The sequence below is a fragment of the Trueperella sp. LYQ143 genome, assembly GCF_046599595.1.
Taxonomy (GTDB): Bacteria; Actinomycetota; Actinomycetes; order Actinomycetales; family Actinomycetaceae; genus Trueperella.
On record NZ_JBKIWR010000027.1, the window covers coordinates 1 to 14,550 of the forward strand.

Below are 14,550 nucleotides of genomic sequence, written 5' to 3' on the forward strand. Positions count from 1 at the left end.
CCCCCCACAACTAATCCTTTCAGCGGTAGGCTCATTTTCCCGCGTCAGGCGTATTCATCGAGCGACAGACGCGATCCGAGCCAGTTTGCGTCAGGCCGTACCAGAATTCTTCTGCATAAATGCCTGGAATTCCTCAGCGGTGGCATACGAAGTCTGCGTGCCTAGTTTCGTCACGGAATCTGCTGCGTAGATATTCGCCATCGTCAGCGCCTGCTCAACATCGCCGGTGGTCACGAGGTGATGGCTGAAGCAGCCGATAAAAGCATCGCCAGCACCAGTGGTATCAATGGCATCGACGGGCGTACCAGGCAACAGCACATCTTGATCCTTGCTCACCCACAGCACGCCGCGTGCCCCGAGGGTGACGATAACGTTTTTCATCCCCGAATCCAGCAGTGCCAGTGCGGCATTGTGAACGTCGTCGATACTATCGACTGGCATGCCGGTCAGCAGTGATAACTCGGATTCGTTCGGAACGAAATAGTCACAGTCTTTGACCTCGGATAGCACCAGATCGGGTTGAGCTGGCGCGGGATTGAGCAGGACGGGGATGCCGTGTTCTTTGCCGAATCGGATAGCGGCATAGACGGTTTCCAGCGGAATCTCCAGTTGCAAAACGATGAGTTTACACTGGGCCAGATCCTGCGCCGCATTGGCAATATCCTCAGGGGAAAGCATGGCATTAGCTCCCTTGACGATAATGATCGAATTATGCGAATCCGGATCGACGAAGATAGGGGCAACGCCGGAGGTCGCTTCGGTAGGCAGTATGTAGCGTGTATCAATCCCGTTTTCCGCAAAGTTACGGATCGTATTATCCGCAAACATGTCATTGCCGACGCGGGTCAGCATAAGCACTTGCGAGCCAAGCCGAGAGGCGGCAACTGCTTGATTTGCGCCTTTCCCGCCGCAGCCGAGTTTGAAATCTGGCGCTTCGATCGTTTCGCCTTCTGCGGGCATCCGTTCAATGTAGGAAATGAGGTCCACCATATTGGACCCGATAACTGCAATATCCATGCGTTTACTCCTTAATTCCCGTCGTGACGTGGAACGTCTTAGTTTCACCGGCGGCCAGGTGGATCAGTGTGCCGGCGCGCTGTGCAGCCAGGAAGCCTTCCGGGCGCGAGGTTGCGGGCAGGACGAAAGCGGTCACTTTCTGGTCCGGATTACACAATATCCAGCGCGTCGCACAGGGGAAATCTTCGGAGGAGAACCGCGTTACGAAGCGCGTGCCATCGGGGTGTTCCAACTCGAAGCTGAGTTCGCGTCCGTACTGCGAAAGATCATCAGCGAAGTAGACGATCTCAGGATCGAATTGTGTGGCCACGGATAGATCGTGAGAGTCGATCCGCCCGGCAAGAATATCCTCGTTGATGCGGGTCCACTGCTCAGTTGGAGTCACATGGGCAGGAATCGATCGGCGCAATTGGAAAGCGTCAGCGGGGATGGATTCGTGCAGTACCCCGTTTTCCACGAAGGCATAGTTCATGTGGCACATGTATTGCAGAGGCATTGGGGCGTATGCCGATAGATTCGTCACCGCCAAATCAATATCGAACAGGGATGATCCGCTGCGCAATACGACAGACGGGGTAGCCCGATAGTGGTGTCCGAATCCGCGCACATACTCATAAGACGAGACGATACGGACGCTGTTTTCGTCAATTTCCAGCCACGCCTCATCCATGCTGGCAGTGGGGAATTCTCCGTGCAGCGGGTGGGTATCCTCAGGGCTGGGGCAGCCACCGGCAAGTAGACCGGAATGGAATGCGAAACAACCATAGGTATCGGAGATTTCTGCGCAGGGTTGCGGAGCGCTAAACATATTCGTCATGCGCAAACTGACGTCATCGAACTCGGCGTCCCAGATGATTTGCCCCATATAGGGCAGAACTTCCACGTATCCTCGGGAGTTGATGATCGTGAGGGATTCGATCCCTTTGGGGTAGCGTGTTCCGGTGACGCTGAATTCGTCGGTGCGAGCAAAGGTGCGCACACCCTCAGTGAAATCCGCGCGATGTAATGGGATAGTAAGCATGATCTCTCCTTTTGGATTACTTTGTGGCACTGACGGAGGAATCGTTGTGTCCGGCGCGATATTGGCGGATGAAATAGATCAGCACGGCGGCAAAGCAGAACAGGGAGACGCAGAAAGCGGTCTGCATTGAGCCAACTTTGTCAGAAACGAAGCCTTGCACGGCAGGCAAGACGGCGCCACCGATGATGGACATAACGATCACAGCTCCGCCGGTTTCAGTGTGACGCTTATCGTCAATGGAATCGAGCGTGCGCGAGTAGATGGTTGCCCAGCAGGGGCCAAATAGTCCAGAGGTGATGATGGCGGCATATACCGCGGTCATATTGGGAACGAAGATGACGTAGATCAGAGCCAGGACGCCCGCAGCAGAGTATCCGATGAGGACCAGGTCGGCGTTGAATCTCGTCATGAGGATATTGGCGATGAATTTCCCAACGAAGAACGCGATGAATGCGCCGATCATGAAGTTTGAGGCGGAGCGTTCATTCAGCGATGAGTCGAGGTTCAGGGCGAGCCGGATCGTGAAGGACCATACGGCGGTTTGCATGCCGACGTAGAGGAACTGGGCGACGATTCCCTCGCAGAATCGCGCATTGTGGGCCAGATAGCTGAGCGTCTCGCGGATTGAGGCTTTGACTTCATGGGTGCCACGCAGCGGCTTGCAGTGCGGGAATTGGGTGATGGCGACGAAGAAGAGCAGGATCGCCAAGACGATAATGATGAAGCGGTACGGGCCGAGGGTGCGCTGCAACATGGCGTTGGCCAGTTCGCTGCGCTCGGCGGCGCTGAGGTTCGATAGCTGCTGGTGGAGCGCTTCACCTTCGTCAAAGATCAGGTATTTGCCCAGTAATGTGCCGAAAATTGAGCCGATGGGGTAGAAAGTTTGCGAGATGTTGAGCCGCAAGGTGGATAAACGGCGTGGCCCGATCATGGACGAGTAGGTGTTACACGAGGTTTCCAGGAAGGATAGACCAATTGCCACGGCGAACAAGGCCGCGAGGAATACCCCGTAGGTGGCCACGTGTGAAGCGGGGAAGAACATCGTACAGCCGATGATGTAGATGCTTAAGCCGATCAGAATACCGGACTTGTAACTCCACTTGCGGATGAATCGGGAGGCGGGAATCGCCAGGAAGAAATATCCGCCGTAGAACGCCGATTGCACGAATGCTGAGGCGAAATCTGACAGTTCAAAAACGGATTTGAACTGGGTGATGAGAATATCGTTCAAGCTCGCTGCTGCACCCCACATCGGGAAGCAGATGGAGAGCAGGATGTATTGAAGGATAGGGGTTCTATCGAGGTAGGCGTCCTCTAGCTGACGCGATGGGTCTTTGATGAAACCAAAAGTTTTATTCGCCAGGCCAGCGGGGGCGGGCTGTGGAGTTTTCGTTGAGCTCATGTCATTCTCCCAGGAGACTCTTGCCGGCGGAGGCGCCAATACGGTTGGCACCAGCGCCGATCATGGTTTGGAAATCGGTGGCAGTTCGGATACCGCCGGAGGCTTTCACGCCAAAATCTGGACCGACGGTGGCCCGCATGAGGGAAACGGCGTGCGCATCCGCACCGGAGGTGGAAAATCCGGTTGAGGTTTTCACGAACTGTGCGCCGGCGTGAACAGCCGCATGGCAGGCTCGAACGATCTCGTCATCTGTGAGGAGACAGGTTTCTAAGATGACTTTGACGGTGGCCTGGCCTGCGGCTTCGACGACACTGCGAATATCGTGTTCGACAGTGTTCCAGTCGCCATCTTTGACTGCGCCGATGTTGATAACCATGTCGATCTCGTCAGCGCCGCTTTCAACGGCTTGGCTGGTTTCGTAGGCTTTGACTTCACTGCGGGTGGCACCCAAGGGAAAGCCGACGACGGTACATACTCGGACGTTGGAATCGCGCAGATTTGTGACGCAGCGGGGAACCCAGTATGGATTTACGCATACGGTTCCCATCTGTATGTCGATAGCTTCGGCACATAGGGCGTCGATTTCGGCGCGTGTCGCGTCTGCACGCAATAACGTGTGGTCAATCAGCAGTGATTTCTTCACGTCAACTCCTTTGTCTGTCGTGGTGATAGCAACCTAACAAAGCGAGTTTGCGATGAGAATGAGGGGCAATTTTTCGGATGTTCGCGATGATTTGGCGTCTTTTCAAAGAAAAGTGGCTGTTGTTGGGAGGCTGTCAGGGAAATATCTGATCGATCGTGCCGTGGGAGAACATTTGTGCCGCTGGGTGAATCTGGTGATTTTGCGCAGGAACAGCGAGGGATAACGCTGGTTACCGATCGATGTTTTAGCGGATAAAGAAAGCCAATCGGAAAATGCGTCGAGGTGTGGGGAGGGGCGGTGAACAGCGAGAAGCGCGAGAATACAGAGTAAACATAGCCCAGAATCGGGAGCGTAATAATACGTATGGAATATCGGTGGGATAACCGCGCAAGAGCAGTAGCTATCAGTGAGAAAAGAACGTGGAAATATAAAATATAAAGCGAGGGTGGGCAGGCGGATTATTAAAATTAATATGCTTATGGCGAAATGGCGACGGCCCCGTTTTGCCCAGTGTGCCGCTTATACCGTGCCGTAGACGATCGCGCGGGCAGTATTGACGTCCGTTACCAGGCGGTTGGCGTAGCCGTGTTCTAATGCGGCTCGGATGACGTCAGCTTTCGATGCCCCACCAGCAACCAGTACCTTTTGCTCCTTGTGTCGCAACTCTGGCAGGGAGATTCCGAGCGTGCGGCTATTGAGATCGGGCAGGCAGATTCGCCCGTTTGCGTCCACAAACCGTGAGCAAATATCGCCGACGGCACGGTCAAAAAGGGTGGCGCGATCCCGAGGGGATAAGGGGCTACGTTCAACGAGATGCCGATTAGTCTCCAGATCACCGACGGTGTAGAGCACAATTCTTGCCCGCGCAGCCGTATCCAATACGCGACGTAAATCTTGGCGGCGCATGAGCCGATTGCGCACGGTGATTGAGGTGACGAAAGTGGGCACCGGCATGGCCAGCGCTTCAGCATTAAAGGCGGCGGCAATGCGTTGGATGGTGGTCGGCTGCCCGGACGTGGCTCGTGGATCAGTAAGACCGTGGGAGACTTGAACTACAGTGAGATCTCGTCCGGCTACCCGCTCTAAACAGTGTGAGATTGCGGCAACTGTGCGGGAGGGAACGACTCCGAGAATGTCACCGTCGCGGATTAAGCCGCTTAATAGTCGAGCGCCAGCTTCCCCAAGGGCACGTCGCAGGGCTTCATCGCCGCTGCGCACCGGATTGACGAGGGTGAGTTCCAGCAGGTTGTAACGCTGGGTGAGGGTCTCAACGAGGGTTTCGTCTTGTTCGCGCGGATCAAGCACCTGGACGTGAACGAATCCGCGTTTTTCCGCGTGGGCTAAGAGTTTTGAGACGGTTGGGCGGGAGACGTGGAGGCGCTGGGCGACCTCGGCTTGGTTCATTCCCGCGTAATAGAGTTTGGCCGCGTCAATGGCTTGGACGTCACGAGGAGAAAGATACATGCCAGAACCAGCCATACTAACCATTGTGCCATTGCGGTGCGGGCTCACGCTATGGGCACGTGTATGTGGGGCGTTGCGGGTGGGTATGGCGTATGTATGCGCTCGCGCGGTGTGGGTATTTCTTGGTTGTTTGGTTAGCCTAACTAGCTGTTTGGGGTATCTGGCGGTTGGGTGGGGAATCGGGCGGTTTGGTTAGGCTGTGAATCCGAATCCTGCCAGGTGCTTGTGGGTGGCGAATCGTGGCGGGCATGAGAGAGAAGCGTGCACCTGCAAATCCTGACGGTTTGTAAATTCTGCCGGTCTGCAAATCCTGGCGCTCTCCCACGTCGGTAAATCACAATGCAATATCACTCTTTTAGCTTGCGGAGTGCAGATACGCCCATCGCCAGGTAGCATGAAGAGGGACAGTGTTTTTCGGCTCGTTACCTCAACGAAGAAAACGGGCACTCACCGACCTGTTGTCATACTCCAGGCGAGGTTCACATAGGAGTGATAGAAAGTGATCCGGAGAATAATCGTTCTCGCGATGGCCAGCGTGTTCCTGTTGGGATTCGGTATCCCAACGGTTGCCCAGGCGGCTCCCGCAGATAACGCACAGTACGTCATTTATCCCACGCCGCAATCGCTTACCTATGATGACGGCGATTATATTCTGGGTGATATTACCGTCGTTTACGATCCGCAGATTGATGCGGCGACGAAGGCTCGACTTGAAGAAATTGCCGCGTTGAAGAAACTGCCGGTTACCCAGTCCACCACAGCGGGCACGGGAACGACGATCTACGTCGGCGTGCATGGTTCGGGTGGTCCGGCCGAGCAGGCCATTATGGCTGCAGGCGGGGTCGATACGGCGACCTTCGATAAAATTGACGGCTACTATCTCAGCTCGGCAAATGGCGTCATTTCCGTCTTAGGAAAGGATACGGATTCGGCATTTTACGGCTTGACGACCCTCTATCACGTCGTTGCCCAGATTGATAGCCGCACAATTCGTAACTTCCACGTCAATGACTGGGCAGATGTGGCTAGCCGTGGCTTTATTGAGGGATACTACGGGAATCCGTGGTCGAATCAGGACCGCATTAACCTGATGCATTGGGCCGGATATTACAAGCTGAATTCGTATTTCTATGCGCCAAAGGACGATCCAAAGCACAACCGCAACTGGCGGGAACTCTACACTCCAGAGGAAATCCAGACGAAGATTCGCCCACTGGCTGACGCCGGTAATGCCTCAAAGACGCGATTCGTCTATGCTTTGCATCCGTTTATGAATTCTCCGATCCGTTTCGATCAAAACTATGAGGCCGATTTTAAGATTCTGACGACGAAGTATGGCCAGGTTATTGACGCTGGTGTTCGCCAGATCGCGGTTTTGGCTGATGACGCGGCGAATTTCGGGGGCGATAACTACGTCCGGCTGATTACTGATTTAACGGAATGGTTAAAGGAAAAGCAGAAGCAGTATCCAGATTTGAAGTTGACGATCCCGTTCTGCCCGGTGGAATACGGCGGGGTCGGAAACCAGGCGTACATGCAGAAGATGCCGCCGAATACAGAAATCGTCATGACGGGCGGAAAAATCTGGGGTGAGGTCAGCCAGGGCTTCACTAATACGTTCACGAATAATGCCAAGCGCGGCCCGTACATGTGGATCAATTGGCCGTGTACCGATAACTCGAAGCGGCATCTGATTATGGGAGGTTATGCGGATTTCTTGCAGCCTGCGGTGAGCCCAGAGAATATTCGCGGTATCGTATTGAACCCTATGCAGCAATCCGAACCATCTAAGGTGGCGATTTTCGGTAATGCTGCGTATTCGTGGCATATTTGGGATACTGCCGAGGAAGCAGATCGGGCGTGGCAGGCCTCGTTTGCCTTCGTCGATCATAATTCTGCGTTGCGCACGCCCGCTTCAGATGCCCTGCATGAGCTGTCGAAGCACATGATTAATCAGGCGATGGATAGCCGAGTGCGCGTACTCCAAGAATCAGTGGAGTTGCGTGATCTGCTATCGGGGGTAGCTGCCAAACTGAAGGACAACACCGTCACCTCGCAGGATGTTGCCCAGGTACGCGAACAGTTTGCCCGTCTGGCTCAGGCGGCACGGACCTTCCGCGAGAGCGGAAATCGGGATCTGTTGGGCGATATTGGCGGGGATTATTCGGCTCGCGATGCGAATGAGCAGATGGCGCCCTGGATGGATTCCTGGGACGATACCATGCGGGCTGGTCTGACGTATCTCGATGCGGTGGATGCGGCATTAGCGGGTAATACGCCGTTATTGCTGACGAAAGCTGCGGATGCCAAGGCGGCATTTAGCGCTTCGCAGAGCCATCAGTTCTTCTATGTCGATCATTATGAGCGGGCTGAGGTCGGGGTGCAGCATATCGTCCCGTTCTTGCGCGATCTTGATTCCTGGGTAGCTGGTCGAGTGCAGCAGGTTAGCGCGCCAGATGCCGTACAGACGTCATATATCAGTAACGTCTTTACTAAGCCGAGTCGGGGAACGATTGACAATATCCTTGACGGGGATTTGGGCACGGTAGCGACGTTCACGGATCCGAACTTCTTGTACAAGAACGACTACGTGGGCGTGACTTTCAGTAAACCGCATACGGTTGACTCGGTGCGCTTTGCGTTCGAGGGTGGAAAGAATCATTTCTACTATTCAAAGTTGCAGGTCAAGAAGGCTGGTGGGGATTGGACCGACGTATCAGGGCAGGTCTTTGAACGCCCGCGCAATTCGACTGATCCGATCGTGGCGAGCGGATTGGGCTTGACCGATGTGGAGGGCATCCGCCTTATCGCGACGAAGGATAATGGTGATGATTTGTGGCTGGGAATCAAGGGGATTGACGTTAATATCCCAGTGACTCCGGCACATCAGCAGTATCCGGTAACCGCAGTGACGCTAGAGGGGTTAGCGGTTGCCCCTGGATCGCCGGGTGCGGTTGCCGCGGCAAGTGATGGGCGAACGGATTCAGCCGTCTGGCTGCGCAATGCGGATGGTAAGGATAATATCCCGCAAAATGGTGCAGTTGTGCTGAATCTTGGCGAGGCAAAGCCGATTGGTTCGATTGAACTGACCCACGGAGATAAGGCCGCGCCGGGGGATCGCCCCTCGCAGGCGGTTGTGGAAGTCAGCTCGGATGGCGCGTTGTGGACGAAGTTTGCTGACGTTCGCGACGTGACAGAACAGACGCTAACTGGCAATGCAACGGCGCAATATGTGCGTATCCGCTTGTTGCAAGGGAAGAACGTGTGGTGGCGTTTGCAGGAGATGGCTGTCTTTGCTCCGGTATCGACGGATTCTCCGAAGTCGGTCTACACCAATATTGACAATGCGAAGTTCTCCGCAACGCTCACCGATGAGCAGTCCACGTTGCGTGCGGGTGATGTTGTGCTCGCTCCGGGTAAGTATCTGGGCTTGGATTTCGGGAATATTCGCACGATTAAAGCTGCTGAGATCGGGCTATCTCCGGCTGATGGAATCACCGTACAGATCTCTAATAATGGTTTAGAGTGGAGCGATGTGCCGGTGGCGCAGTTGCCAGGAAAGACGGCGCGTTTCGTGCGTGCGATTAATACTGGTCAGCAGGATCGGGCACTTAAGGTGGAGCCTTTCGTCGTGGATTTCCTGACGGTTGGGCCGATGGGCAAGCTGGTTTCTTCGACGATTGCTACCACGAGCGGGTGGGGCGATGCGCGTAACAACGGCGCCGGCTTTGATAAGTCAATGGCCACCGCTACGAAGTTTGGTGGCATGCCGGTGGCAGGAAATGACGCTGTTTATGATCTTGGCCAGAACATAACGGTTAAGAGTCTGCGGGTTTATACGGCAGATACTGAAGTGGATTACATTCGCGATACCACCTTGCAAATCGGCACAAGTCCGACAGGCCCGTGGACGGACGTTCTGACGATTGGTGATGGGGTAACTGATACCGATCGGGAAACTGCGTTTGGTTCAATTAACGATCCGAATAAGAAGGTGGATTCTAACCATCCGAACGTCTTGTATTACGGTGATGACAACATTAACAATGGCCAAGGGGTCTCGGGTCGGTATTTACGGTTCCGGATTGACGCGAACTATCCGAACCGGGCTTTGCGTTTCAATGAGGTTGTTGTTAACCAGGGGGCTTATGTTTCTCCGGAAACGAATGCGGCTTTTAGTTCCTCAGTGATTGAAGAGCCGGGTCACCAGCCGAGTTACATGCTTGATGGTGATTTACAGACGACGTATAAGCCGTCGGCGGCCAATGGTCATTTGACGTATGCCTTGTCTGATCCGAGTAACGTCCAGGCGGTCCGGTTACTGCAAAGTGGCGAGCCGTCGCGGGCTACGGTGAAGGCTCGGGTAATGGCGGCCTCGGGTGAGGTGCGCGAGATAACTTTGGGTACTCTAGAGCAGTCGTTCAACGAGTTCACGATTCCGGCAGATATGAAGCTTTTGGATGTTCGCCTGGAGTGGGCGGATAAGTTGCCGGAGATTTCCGAGCTGATTGTGTTGCCGTCGGCACCTGTGGCGACGCAGGAGACGAAAGATAAGCTCACTCAGGAGATCGCTAAGGAGCCGCAGGCGGATTGGACGCAGCAGGCTCGGGCCAGCTATCAGGATTTAGTGACCCGTGCTCAGGGCGTGCTCGACAGCCCGCAGGCCTCGGAAGCGACCGTGGATTACATGTTGAAAGCGGTTCAGGAGTTTGCTAAGACGGCTGAACTGAAGGCGACCGATGAGCAGAAGGCGCAACTGCGTAAGCTGGTTGATGAAAAGGTCAGCAATGATGAGCATTTCTATACTGGCAATACGTATGCGACGTACGATCTGGCTGTTGAGGCGGCTCGTCGTGGTTTAGAGAATCCGGATTTGTCGCGGGCGCAAGCGCAACAGCTTTTGGATGATCTCACGAAGTCTCGCCAGCAGTTGGCTTATTCGGTGTTCCAGCGTGAGGAGACCGAGCGGTCGGTTGGTGATTTTGCGTCGTTCAAGGCTGAGGACTACACGCAGGAGTCATATAACGCGGTAGTTGAGGCGAAGAAGCAGATTGACCAAGCATTAGCGAAAGATAAGCCGGCTGACGCACACGTCTACACTCCGCAAGAGTTTAAGAATATGCGTGAGGCGTATCGCCAGGCGGTAGCGAATTTGGTGAACGTGGTGGAGTTGCGGGCGCAGCTTCAGCATGAGCACAAGGAAGCGGATTACACTGCGCAGTCTTGGGCGCCGTACGCTCAGGCGCGTAAGGACGCGGAAAGCGCACTGGTTAATGGTACGCGCGAGCAAGTGAGTGCGGCGTTGCAGAAGCTAAAGGAGACGGAATCCCAGCTTGTCTTGGTTTCCAAGGATAATTCTGCGTTGATTGCCGAACTGGAGAAGCTCAATCCGGATGATTACACGACGGATAGCTACCAGGCTGTGAAGGACGCTATTGCTAAGTTGAAGGACGGCACGGGGACTGCCCAGGAGGCTACAGCAGCGCGGGATGCGTTGGTTAGCGTGGTGGCTTTGAAGGCTAAGCTGGCAGAGATTTCTCGTCTGGATCCGGAGCCGTACACGACGTCCAGTTTTGCGCCTTTGGCTGTGTTGACGAGTGATGCTGGGCAGACGGAACCGCTGGTGGTGGGTATTGCTCAGTTGCTGAAGTCGGGCACGCCGGAGCAGATTGCACAGCGTATTGCTGATATTGACGCGGCAAAGGCTGCGTTGACGTTCTGGGCGAAGGAGCTGCCAGGATATGTTGCCGGTATTTCGGTTGTGGATCCTGCGCTATACACGCCGGAATCTTATGCTCCGTATCAGGCGGCTTATGCGCATCTGGTGGATCTCGCTAAGGATCCTAAGAACGTCAGCACGTATGACTATGAGGTGGCGCGCGCAGCCTTTGAGAAAGCGGTTGCGGCTTTGGTGAAGGTCGAAACCGGCGGAGGGGCTTCGGGGCAGCCGAATACTCCAGGGTCTGGGGCGGTTGTACCACCCTCGGGCAAACCTGCAGGTTCCCATTCCGGTGGATCGCATTTGAGCCACACTGGTATGGCGGCGCTGCCCGTTGCGCTAAGTGCTGGTTTGGCTGTTGCGCTCGGGCTCGCATTGCTCACGGTGCGCTCTCGTCGCAATCAAGGTTAAGGCCTTATAACGCCTAGGTAAGCCAGGGCATCGACTCGCGTCGATGCCCTGGCTTTTCTTTTTCGCAATGTTTCGGAGAGGTGGCGGGAGCATCCCGATGGCAATCGCATCCAGTGGCACGAAGTACACCACGCCAGATCCCTTTATGCCCTAATTAATACCCGCCCATACAAAATGCCCCATAGCCTAACACCCCAATGGGGCAGATCATCCAATAGGCAAGGCTTCCGATGGCACGCGAACTCCAGCATGCCAAAAGTTGCCGAACGTTACCGAACGCCCTGGGGCTAAACCCGCCCACCGAATTCTTCTATAGCTCGGGGGGGGGAGGTGAGTAGGCGAAAAAGAGGCCAGGGATAGAGATAAATAAGCGAACTATCTTCACACCTTTTATCTCTACCTCCCACTGAAATTCGAAGAGCTGGAAAAGCTGGGTTGTATGTTGGCGCGAGGTAACTTTGAACTAGGAGAGTCTCTGTGGCTCTGCCCCGCGTTTTCGTTGTGGTACTGCTGAAAAAGTTGGATTTTCTCGGTACTGGTGGATGCGACGGTGATCTTCCTTGCCATCCACCCGTCATGCTCCAAGAAACCGCATATGACCTGCGATAATGCGTTCTTTTCTGAAGATTTCGGAGCGGTCGAAAGTGTTGCGGGGATTTTCTTCGGTGCGTTATTCTAAATCGACTGATTTTATTTCTTGTCAAAGGTGAGCACATGTATTTTTCTTCATTGAGGAAAACACCTCTGATGCAGCATAGGATTCTAAAGGCCGTTGCGGCTTTCGTGTTTCTGTGCGCATTGGTGTTTAATGTGGCCGTGGTGAGCGTTGCACCTGGTCATGCGGCGACTCCGCCAGAAATCAAGGGCGCAACTCGCGACGATAACAACGAGTTCATTGCGTTCCGTGATGATAATTCGTCACATACGGGCGATGGATTCGACCTGACGTTATGGGTGCAGAATGTTACCCAGTGCCGTAAGAACCCCGATGAGTGCGGTAACAAGGGTAAAGGTCTGGAATCTGATTCCTATTCAGTGGCCTACTGCCTGCACAAAGATTACGAGATGCCGTACAACTTGAAAGAGCACTACGGCAAAGATATGACTTACGATGAGCCGACTGGTATGTGGACGGGCGCGCAGAAGTATTGGCGTTTCACCCCGTCAGATAAGCTCATTAAAGATAGCGTTTTGCGTAACAAGGGGCAGGATGCCAACCTTCGTGCAATTAAGAAGGTGCTTTATCACGGTTTCCACAATGCTGATGATTCGAAATGGCAGACCGAGAATAAGATTACGGATGATGAATTCCGTGAGGCAACCCAGTATGCGCTGTGGTACTACACCGACGGCATGAGCACTGAGGGCTTCTCGTGGCCGAACAAGAACGTGAAGATTGCCTATGACTATCTGCTCGATCTTGGGAACAAGTTGCCGGATGCCCCGATTGATTACAAGGTGAACTATTTCCATACGGATGAGTTGAAGGGTGGAAATAAGTACCAGGATCTCGTGTCGGTGTTTAACGCTTCGACCAATGAGAACAAGCCAGAGCCGAAGAAAGCGAAGATTACGTTCAAGAAGATTGACGAGACGACGAACCAGCCGCTCGACGGCGTCTCTATTCGCGTTTACGCCAAGTCTAAGGCTGATAATGACGGCACGATTCTCTTCGATAAGGTCTATGACGTCACTCCAGAAGGCGTCACGGTTGATCTGGAGCAAGCGAATACCTATTACATCGAAGAAAAGACGGTTCCGGCTGGCTATACCAAGCGCACCTTTACTGTTGAAGTTGATGCGCAGGGCAAGGTCACTGCAACCAGCGATCCGGTTGGCAAGGTAGATGTTGCTCCTGGTGAGGGGCTTTCGATTGTTACGTTGAAGAACGGAACGACGAATACGCCTATTGCGCTCAGAACGACCGCGCGGGTTTCAGGTGAGGACGCGACAGCTGATAAAGAAGCAGTTGTTTACCTCGATGATGAAGAACTGCATAGCCCTCTCTCCCCAACCGATCAGGTGCAGTATTCCGGTCTTGATCCGCAGAAGAAGTACAAGATCGTCACGGTGCTAAACGAGGTTGCTGCCGATGGTGCGGTTTCTCCGATTACTGCTGTGGTACACGAGGCGTTTACTCCGCAGGAAAAGGACGGCTCTGGTTCGTACTACGCAGTTACTCCGCAGCAAAATGCCGAATATAGCAAGTCCTACGTATTCTATGAGTATTTGTATCTTGCCGATCAGGATGTGAAGCTGACTGCTGATAATAAGGACGTCACTGATGAGTCGAAGAAGTTAGCTTTGGCTTCTCACACGGATCCGAAGGATAAGCAGCAGACGTACCGCTTTGAAAAGATGAAGCCGGTTTCTGTGAATCTGGTAGCGAAGAAGATTATCGCTGGTCGTAACTTCGCTGCTAATGACAAGTTCAAGTTTGTTCTGTCAGCACAGACGGAGTATGCGCCAATGCCGGAAAATGGCAAGGAATCCATCATTGTCACCAATGGTGATCCGGTGACGTTCGAAAACTTGGTATTCACCAAGCCGACGGAGGTCATCTATCAGATTGCTGAAGTTGTCGATGATGATGCGCCGCAGGTCGCAGATTTGACCTATTCAGAGCCGGTTACCATTCATGTTGCCGTCACGCTCAATAAGGAAACGGGCGAGCTTGTTGCAAAGGTGACGTATCCGGATAGCCAGAATCTGGCGAACATCACGAATACGTTTAAGCCTGTGCCGTTGGCTGGTTCGTTGAAGACGACGGTTGATGTTGGTGGTAAGCGTGCGTCGGTGGATGCTCCGGTTGAGGTGGATGCGTCGGCTGCGGTGGATGTTGTGGATCATGTTGATTTTGCGGGTCTTGCTGC

8 protein-coding genes are annotated in these 14,550 nt (G+C 54.0%); 3 read left to right on the forward strand and 5 right to left on the reverse strand.

The window, feature by feature from the left end; genetic code table 11:
- Positions 1 to 90: 90 nt before the first annotated feature.
- From rbsK to ACLHIL_RS08615, 5 genes are all read right to left on the reverse strand, one after another.
- Positions 91 to 1,017 carry a ribokinase gene (gene rbsK, locus ACLHIL_RS08595; protein ID WP_411297552.1) on the reverse strand — a complete coding sequence of 309 codons (927 nt, stop codon included), beginning with the start codon at positions 1,015 to 1,017 and terminating at the stop codon, positions 91 to 93.
- A 4-nt stretch (positions 1,018 to 1,021) separates the two neighbouring features.
- Complete coding sequence (locus ACLHIL_RS08600; protein ID WP_411297553.1) at positions 1,022 to 2,038, reverse strand: aldose 1-epimerase family protein; 1,017 nt, start codon at positions 2,036 to 2,038, stop codon at positions 1,022 to 1,024.
- A gap of 16 nt (positions 2,039 to 2,054) precedes the next feature.
- Entirely contained in the window at positions 2,055 to 3,440 is a 1,386-nt protein-coding gene (gene fucP, locus ACLHIL_RS08605; protein ID WP_411297554.1) for an L-fucose:H+ symporter permease, read from the reverse strand.
- 1 nt (position 3,441) lies between these two features.
- Positions 3,442 to 4,083, reverse strand: coding sequence for a deoxyribose-phosphate aldolase (gene deoC / locus ACLHIL_RS08610; protein WP_411297555.1), 642 nt, complete (start codon positions 4,081 to 4,083; stop codon positions 3,442 to 3,444).
- A 519-nt stretch (positions 4,084 to 4,602) separates the two neighbouring features.
- Positions 4,603 to 5,562, reverse strand: a complete 960-nt coding sequence (locus ACLHIL_RS08615; RefSeq protein WP_411297556.1) for a sugar-binding transcriptional regulator — start codon at positions 5,560 to 5,562, stop codon at positions 4,603 to 4,605.
- 484 nt (positions 5,563 to 6,046) lie between these two features.
- Here ACLHIL_RS08615 and ACLHIL_RS08620 point away from each other — a divergent pair, with 484 nt between their 5' ends.
- The 3 genes from ACLHIL_RS08620 to ACLHIL_RS08630 form a co-directional block, all read left to right on the forward strand.
- Positions 6,047 to 11,677 (forward strand): beta-N-acetylglucosaminidase domain-containing protein, encoded by a 5,631-nt coding sequence (locus tag ACLHIL_RS08620; RefSeq protein WP_411297557.1) that lies wholly within the window; start codon positions 6,047 to 6,049, stop codon positions 11,675 to 11,677.
- Positions 11,678 to 12,154: 477 nt separating this feature from the next.
- Complete coding sequence (locus tag ACLHIL_RS08625; RefSeq protein ID WP_411297558.1) at positions 12,155 to 12,286, forward strand: hypothetical protein; 132 nt, start codon at positions 12,155 to 12,157, stop codon at positions 12,284 to 12,286.
- A gap of 207 nt (positions 12,287 to 12,493) precedes the next feature.
- On the forward strand, positions 12,494 to 14,550 hold a 2,057-nt coding region (locus ACLHIL_RS08630), incomplete at its 3' end, for a Cys-Gln thioester bond-forming surface protein (RefSeq protein WP_411297560.1).